Raw genomic sequence first — 8,072 nt, forward strand, 5'->3', positions numbered from 1 at the left:
ACCAATCTCATCATTTTTAAAAGGAATGAGTGCTACATCACAATGTTCTAGATATGCAGGTAAGTCTGTCTGTTTTTTTAAACCCTAAGAAATGCACATTATTGGGCATTGTTCTCCTTATGTGTTCAATAGGTTCAAAATCACCAATCAAATTTATTTGATAATCTGGTCTGTTTAACGCAATATACGTAATAATATCCCAGTCAAACCATTCTCCCCAAAGAGAACCATAATAAAGCAAGGTTTTTTTGCCAATTATTAGATCAGATGGAACTGTATACTCAATTAGCTGTTCAAACAAATCACTATCTACTGCATTTGGCAAATACTTCACATCTATATCTTTATTAATAAGATGAATATTTTCACTTATATAAATTTCCATTTTCTCTTTTAACAGCTTGCTTGTTGCTAAAACACAATTCGATTCGATAATAAATTTCATATAGGTATCTGCACTAAATAGATTAGAACCTAATGAAGTTTCCCAATTGTCTATATGCTCGTATATAACAGCGGCATTATACTTCTTTGCAACACTGAGGAATTCTTCAAACTTTTTAATGGGAGCTTCAAATATAAAAACGTTCTGTTCTGTTAAGTTCTTAACAAGATCCTCACACGAGTAGTTTTCAATAAACTCATGTGATACTGCGGGAATAAATAAATTAGCCCTCTTGCTACCATCAGAAGCTTCAAATGCATAGATATAATGTACGATATATCCCATCTTATCGAAGGTCTTGGTTAATTGAGCACTTCTCTGTCCGCCTCCAATATCATAGTAAGGCACAGTTGCAAAGATGAATATACTTTTTTTCGTTTTCAGAACTTTATCCTTATTAACTTGATTCATTATATTATTGGAACTTCCGTTTATAATTGGAACATGAAGACTATTAGAAATTCGATGCAGTAAATTGTATTCAAGGTTTTGGCCACTAGGTTTGCCTTTGATTTTATCTAAATTCCATTTGATGAATTCTTTCTTCTGTGAATAATTACCTTTAATAAACTGATGTTTCAATCTCCTAAGAGAATAGGCTAATCGGTAAGGCTTAGTATTAGATGTTTTAATTATCTGATCTCTAATACTATCAATTTGATTTTGAAATTCGAGCCGCTGTTGCTCCAGAATCAGTTGATTTTTTTCGATTATATTCGAGTTTTCAGTTTTAATAACATTCAATTGATTAACTAGGTCTATCGAAGTCTGTTGATTCATTTCTTTTATACTTTCTAATTTTAATTCTAATGATAGTACCTTATCCTCAAGTTCAGTGTTAAGCATCTCGAGTGAACTCATATGATTCACCATTTTTTTCTTATCTTCTAACTCAGAATTAAACTTTAAGAGAAGATTATCTCTCTCTTGGATATAAAAGTATTCATTACCTTTAATTTCTTTATTCAGAATTTTTAAATGATTTATCCTACTATTCAAGTCGAAAATTTCTGTTTTTAATTGTTCAATATCTATTGTTGGAGTTTCCACCAATTTCTTTGGCATCATTTCATTCTTCGTTACTATATACGCCTTTAGATAACATTCGCTATTTGGAATTATATTAAACTCTATCATATCGCTAAAAGGAAGTTCATACTTTTCACCAAGTATGTACTTTAGATGCTGTTCTGAAAGAGCAGCCCCAAGGAATTTTTCATCAATGATTTTGTAACCTACTTTTTCTAATATTTCATCATAATTATTACGCAGGAATTCTTTTCCCCATATCCACTCTCCTGCAGACATTGTTTTATACCTAAATAAAATATATGGAAAAGACTCAGGATTCGGAACGATAAAAATGTAATATTTAGCATTAATATTCTTAATATTATTTAGTGCATTTGATAAGCTGTACTCATCAAAATGTTCCATTACTCCGCTATTCCAAGCAATATCATAATCTTGATCATTACTGAACGAGTAATCCAAAAGGTCTCCATAAATATATTCACCCTGAAGGTTTAATTGTTCAAAAGTATTTTTAGCAACCTCTAAAGCATTGGTGCTAAAGTCTAGCAGAGTCACGCTATATCCTTCTTTTGCTAATACCGCTGAAAGATGGCCGCTCCCTGATCCTAGCTCTAAAAGTTTAAGTTGTTTATTCGTTTCAGAAATCCCTTTAATAATCTTGTTGATTTCCTGAGCGAGATTATATTCAGGACCACTAATTTCTAAATCATATGTTTTTGCGACCTCATCCCACACTTCTACAGATGGAATAAAACTTTTCATAACTACCCCTCTTATTTCCATTAATTTTTTCGTAATGTAAAGATTATATTATCTGACTATATCGTTATATTTTCTTTTCCTATAAGTTGATACTTAGTACTATCTGTACTTATTTGAACACCAATTCTATATATCCCTTCCAATAATTCTCTTTTTGAAACCACTATTTCAAATCCTGAGGAATCATAGTTGAAACCATCATTAAAATGTTCTGTTACATCAACCCTCTTTAACATTTCAGGCTTAAATATCTTATAGTTATCGGGATTTTCCTTGTCCACCAATATAATACTTAAATTTGTCTCATCACTCGGTTTTCCCACTAAAACCGCCCATCCTTTTATAACTATTTTTTCTGATTCAAATGAAATTTGATCAACATTCAGATGGGTTTTATTCGATAATGAGCCTAAATCTTCTATTCTGAAAAAATCAGGTGATAACCTATATTCATGGATTGAGAACCCCGTAAAAGAAACTAATATTACTAGTAATAAGCACAGTATGTTATTAATTCCTCTGTTCATATTCCCACCTTGTTTATTTCATTACTTTGATAATGTGCCAATACTTCAGAAATAGTTCCACTACAAACCATATTTCCCTTTTCTAACATAATTCCGTTACTACAAATGCTAGCCATTTGATCAATATCATGAGAAACCATCAGAATGGTGGTGCTATTTTTTATCATATCCTCTATTCTTTTTTCGCACTTTTTTCTGAATTTATAATCTCCTACACTTAATATCTCATCTACGATTAAAATATCAGGACTAACAGAGGTTGCTATCGCAAATCCAAGCCTAGCATACATTCCTGATGAAAAATTTTTAACAGGGACTTCCATAAACTCTTCCAATTCCGCAAAGTCCACAATTTGGTCGTACAGATTCTCCATTTTTTTTTTGCTGTGCCCCAGAACAGCACCGTTTAAGAATATATTTTCTCTAGCAGAGAGTTCAGGATCAAAACCGGCTCCTAATTCAATTAACGGAGCCATGCTTCCTCTTATATTCACACTACCTTTTGTAGGCTTCATCACACCGCTAATCAGCTTTAACAACGTACTTTTACCAGCACCGTTTAAACCTAGAATTCCAAAAACTTCTCCTTTTCTCACTTTAAAATCAATGCTGCTGAGAGCCCAAAATTCCTTATAGGTTACGTTTTGTTTAGCTATTTTTATTAAATATTCTTTTAATGAAGATATTTTCTCTGTAGTCATTCTAAAACACATCGACACATCATTAACTTCAATAGCATAATCTAAATTAGTCATTATTCCTCCATCAGACATATAATATAAATTTATCTTGTTTTCTGTAGAAAATAAGCAGTCCTAAAACTAAAGACGTAAGAGAATAGCCAATACAAACTAGATTTAACTCTATTGATGGTACCTCCATATATAAAACAGTTGATCTGAAACATTCAACAAAATAATACAGGGGATTTAAATATATAAGTAAAATATACTTTTCTGGGATTATATCAATTGGATAAAACAATGGCGTTAGATACATCCACGCTGTTAGTAATACACTATATAAATGAATTGTATCCCTGAAAAAAACAGCAACACTTGATAATAGTAGACCGATCCCTAAAGAAAAAATAAAAATATATGCTAACGGTATAAAGCTAAGAAAAACAGTTTCATCTATCGGAACCTTTGTGATAAATATAACTAAAATTAATGCAATCATGGAAATCAACATGTTCACAAATTCAAAACAAATTTTAGAAATAGGAAATATATATTTAGGTATATACACTTTTCCCATCAAAGAAGCATTCGCCATAATTGAATTCATCGCTGATGAAGATGCTAGGGAAAAAAAATTAAATATTATGTTACCACTTAACAAATAGACAGGAAAATTATCAATATTAAACTTAAATAGTTGCGAAAACACAATAGTCATAATGATCATAATTAGTGTTGGATGAAGTAAGCTCCATAGCATTCCAAGTACGGAGTTCTTATATTTTACTTTTATGTCTCTTATAACTAACTGTATTAACAGCTCTCTATATTTCATAAAGTTCTCAAAATATGTTTTCAAGATCAGTTACTCCTTTATTAGATTCACGTTTAAAGGAAATTCTCAATAAGATATGATAAAATAATTGTCGTATCTACTAGAAAAGGAGAATTCTACCTTGTCGAATCCAGTATACGGTAAATCCGCTAAGCCATCGAGCGGTATTGATCCGAAGAACCAAATCAGTGTCACACGATGGATTCTAGTCATTGGCTTCATCTTATTTTTGTTCTGGGCTCCGTTCCAGATCGCCCTGTTCAACGGACAAATGTTAAATTTCGAGAAGCCAATCTATTGGGCAGTACTCATCTCAACTCTCTTAATGTTCCTATGGATCGCCAGCTATTACAAAGAAATTAAGCTGGAGACACAACGAGATTGGCTGCTTGTCGCTGTCCTATTGCTTCCATTAACTTATGTCATCTCTCTTATATCGGCAGCCTCCCACTATCTTGCAACGAACATGGTACTCATTCAATGCATTTATGCGGTTGTATTTGCCATTGGAGTGTATATTCTCCAAAGCAAACAAATCAATCATATCATACATTTGGCAATTTTGGGTATTTCATATGTTATTGTCGGATTTGGTCTATTGAACTGGCTGGGAGGGTCGAATCTGGCAGCGAATCTTGTCGGATGGTTTACGAGCGCTGTACAAAATGGAAAATACATCGATGCCGTGATGGTAGATTCTAACGGGCCAAGGCTTACCTCAGTATTCCAGTATGCTAATACATATGCAGCTTTTCTCATGGCTCTGCTCTTTGCAGCTATCTTTAGCTTAGTTAGATCTAAAAAATGGTACGGTCAGTTAACTCATGGATTTATGCTTGTTCCGATCATTGTCTCCATTATGCTGACTTTGTCAAGAACAGGTCTTGTCCTTCTACCGGTTGTTTTTGTTGTGTTATTACTGTTCCTCAAGCCTGCAAAACAAATTTTATGGATCATATACTGTCTCATAGCGGGCGCAGCGACGGTAATTGTACTAAATCCTATTACTTCTGCAGGTCTGGCATTGCATGAACAATACTCAGCATCTACAGCTTTAAACGGCTGGATTTACCTGATTGTCGCATCTATTACTGTGGCAGTTCTTGCCTGGTTTATTCAGAGCTACGCTGCTACCCGCCTGACAAACGGAGTACAGCGCTGGTCTGATCGCAAATTATCGAGCCTATGGATTCCCATCGGATCTTCCATTGTTGCCATTATTGCAGCTCTGCTGCTTCTGTTTACGAGTCTCAAAAACATTTTGCCCGACAGCATTCAAGTTCGTTTGGAGAACATCAACTTTAACCAGCACAGTGTGCTCGAGCGATTTACGTTCTATCGGGATGCACTGAAGCTGCTAGCCGACTATCCAATCATTGGAGCCGGCGGTGGAGCTTGGGCGGCTTTATATGAAACGTACCAGAATAACCCGTACACGAGTCGCCAAGCGCACAACTTTTTCATGCAATATCTCGTAGAGGTCGGTATTCTAGGATTCATTATTTTTATGGCCTTTATGATCTTTATTATCTGGAAATATATCAGAGGGTACATTCGTCAGTCGGAGCAAGACAGAGAGTCCCATTTCCTGTATTTTATCATTACATTCTCAATCCTGGTTCATAGTATTCTAGACTTTAATATGAGTTATGCATTTATAGGTATGCTCGTCTTTCTCGGGTTTGGCGGTATGGCCGCGGTTATGGATAATAAGCCCCTGAAGAAGCTCAGCTTCAAAGGAGCAGGTATTCGTTACCTATATGTCGGGGCTGTAGGTATTCTGTCTATCTTTGTACTATTTACTTCGGTTCGTTATCTGCAGTCCAGCTACGCTGCTGTCGATGCACAGCTAGTCGTTCAGACAAGTCAGGATTTTAATGAAATCAAGACAGCGCTGGATAAGGACCTGTCCATCCGAGACACTCACCCGGATTCCTTGCTGCTGATGGCAGAGATCTACCAGCAGGTCTATACACAGACTCAGGATGAACAGTATTACAATGAGGCAATGGCATGGATTAACAACGGGCTTGAAGAGGAGCCTTATAATAAAAATATGCTAAAACGCAAGATTTCTCTTCTCCAGACAAAAGGGGAGAATGAGCAAGCATTTGCTATTCAGGAAGAAAAAGCCGCCAACTTTGCTTGGGATATTGATTGGTACGAGACGCTGATCAGCCAAGCCTTCGAATATGGTTACCAAGCTCTTGGCAATCAGGATACAGCGAAGAAGGACGAATACTTCGCAGCAGGATTACAAGCTTACCAGCATGTAGTAGAGGGTATCGAGCATCTGAAGACACTGCCTGAAGGACAGCTCCAAGGGCGTGCATTTGAAATCACACCCGCTATAGCTCTGAATGCAGGTAAGATACAATTTATGAAGAATCAATCGGCTGAAGCCGCAGCTACCCTTAAGCAAGGTTTGACAGAAGATATGAATGACCCTGCCAATCAAGAACTAGCCCGGTGGTATCTGGCAGCATTACAAAGAGCAGGCCAAACCGACGAGCAGGTCTACAATCAGTTAATTGGAATTCAGCCTGAAGCAGATGAGCAAATCGATCAGTTAGCCTCTTTAAATTTCTAGCAATACAAACAAAGCAGCGAGTTGAAGAATTGTCTTCAGCTCGCTGCTTTTTTAGATCGATAATCCTTGCTTATTTCAAAGTCCGATAAGAGCTCAAGAGCTCCTTCAGATATTCACTTAATCCTTCACGAAGCTCTTCACGCTGCATCGCATAATGAAGAGTGGTTTGGATAAACCCTAACTTCTCTCCGACATCATGACGAGTTCCATCGAAATGGTATGCCAAAATGTCTCTGCTGGAACCAAGTGTTGCAATCGCATCCGTCAGCTGGATTTCGCCATTCACGCCCGTATGTTGATTCTCAAGGATATTGAATATATCTGGTGTTAAAATATAACGCCCCATAATTGCCAGATTAGATGGGGTGCTTCCTACCGGTGGTTTCTCTACTAAATTATTGGCAGTATATACTCTATCTTCGATTTGATTTCCTTCTATAATTCCATATCTCGATACTTGTTCCCACGGAACGGGTTGAACTCCTACTACAGGCTGTTCATGCTGCTCATATATACCCATCATCTGCTGCAAACAAGGCGGATCCGATTCAACAATATCATCTCCAAGTAATACGGCAAACGGCTCATTTCCTATAAACTTACGAGCACACCAGATTGCGTGCCCGAGTCCCTTAGGTTCCTTTTGTCTAATATAATGAATATCTGCCATCTCAGAAGATTTACGAACTTCTTCAAGCAACCCCCATTTTTGTTTTGATGCCAGGTTATGCTCCAGTTCAAAATAGTTATCAAAATGGTCCTCAATCGCTCGTTTTCCTTTACCTGTCACGATAATAATATCTTCTATTCCGGAGGCTACCGCCTCTTCTATTATGTATTGGATCGTAGGCTTGTCTACGATCGGCAGCATTTCCTTGGGCATTGCTTTGGTCGCTGGCAAAAACCGGGTGCCTAAACCAGCTGCAGGTATGATTGCTTTCCGAATCTTCATTCCATAATTCTCCTTCATACTAGTATAAATTCATTATAACGGAATGAACTGGAAAATTCTCTAATAAGAATCAAATTCATAACTCATAAATACAACAACGAGTATGGAATGAATTAATACTTGGAACTTTTCATTTGATGGCATTTTGATGGAATTTGATAGCATTAATATCTCTACATAATGTTGTTCACACAATAAATATTTCACTATCAAAGCTAGCAAAAAGAGCCACCCTCTTCATTG

General features: G+C 36.2%; 6 protein-coding genes. 1 reads left to right on the forward strand and 5 read right to left on the reverse strand.

The genetic code is table 11. From position 1 onward, the window contains the following. Positions 1 to 37: 37 nt before the first annotated feature. Genes TCA2_RS25730 through TCA2_RS25745 form a run of 4 tightly spaced genes read right to left on the reverse strand, consistent with a single transcriptional unit; the run spans position 38 to position 4,311 of the window. The gene (locus TCA2_RS25730) at positions 38 to 2,242 is read right to left on the reverse strand and encodes a methyltransferase domain-containing protein (protein WP_047914464.1); all 2,205 of its coding nucleotides are present in this window, start codon (positions 2,240 to 2,242) and stop codon (positions 38 to 40) included. Between the two features lie 56 nt (positions 2,243 to 2,298). After that, positions 2,299 to 2,769, reverse strand: coding sequence for a hypothetical protein (locus TCA2_RS25735; protein WP_047914465.1), 471 nt, complete (start codon positions 2,767 to 2,769; stop codon positions 2,299 to 2,301). After that, positions 2,766 to 3,524, reverse strand: coding sequence for an ABC transporter ATP-binding protein (locus tag TCA2_RS25740; protein WP_047914466.1), 759 nt, complete (start codon positions 3,522 to 3,524; stop codon positions 2,766 to 2,768). The genes TCA2_RS25735 and TCA2_RS25740 overlap by 4 nt, the downstream gene beginning before the upstream one ends. Positions 3,525 to 3,534: 10 nt before the next feature. Continuing rightward, complete coding sequence (locus TCA2_RS25745) at positions 3,535 to 4,311, reverse strand: ABC transporter permease (RefSeq protein ID WP_238546514.1); 777 nt, start codon at positions 4,309 to 4,311, stop codon at positions 3,535 to 3,537. 97 nt (positions 4,312 to 4,408) lie between these two features. Between TCA2_RS25745 and TCA2_RS25750 the strand changes: the two genes are divergently transcribed. Next, the gene (locus TCA2_RS25750) at positions 4,409 to 6,877 is read left to right on the forward strand and encodes an O-antigen ligase family protein (RefSeq protein ID WP_047914467.1); all 2,469 of its coding nucleotides are present in this window, start codon (positions 4,409 to 4,411) and stop codon (positions 6,875 to 6,877) included. Between the two features lie 70 nt (positions 6,878 to 6,947). Here TCA2_RS25750 and galU read toward each other — a convergent pair whose 3' ends face one another. Next, positions 6,948 to 7,829, reverse strand: a complete 882-nt coding sequence (gene galU, locus TCA2_RS25755; RefSeq protein ID WP_047914468.1) for a UTP--glucose-1-phosphate uridylyltransferase GalU — start codon at positions 7,827 to 7,829, stop codon at positions 6,948 to 6,950. Positions 7,830 to 8,072 lie beyond the last annotated feature (243 nt).

It is taken from the genome of Paenibacillus sp. TCA20, from assembly GCF_000732325.1.
Lineage (GTDB): Bacteria > Bacillota > Bacilli > Paenibacillales > Paenibacillaceae > Paenibacillus > Paenibacillus urinalis.

Bases quoted from the DNA above. Each gene is read 5' to 3' on its own strand.
- TCA2_RS25730 (WP_047914464.1), bottom strand. From the start codon at position 2,242: ATGAAAAGTTTTATTCCATCTGTAGAAGTGTGGGATGAGGTCGCAAAA.
- TCA2_RS25735 (WP_047914465.1), bottom strand. From the start codon at position 2,769: ATGAACAGAGGAATTAATAACATACTGTGCTTATTACTAGTAATATTA.
- TCA2_RS25740 (WP_047914466.1), bottom strand. From the start codon at position 3,524: ATGACTAATTTAGATTATGCTATTGAAGTTAATGATGTGTCGATGTGT.
- galU (WP_047914468.1), bottom strand. From the start codon at position 7,829: ATGAAGATTCGGAAAGCAATCATACCTGCAGCTGGTTTAGGCACCCGG.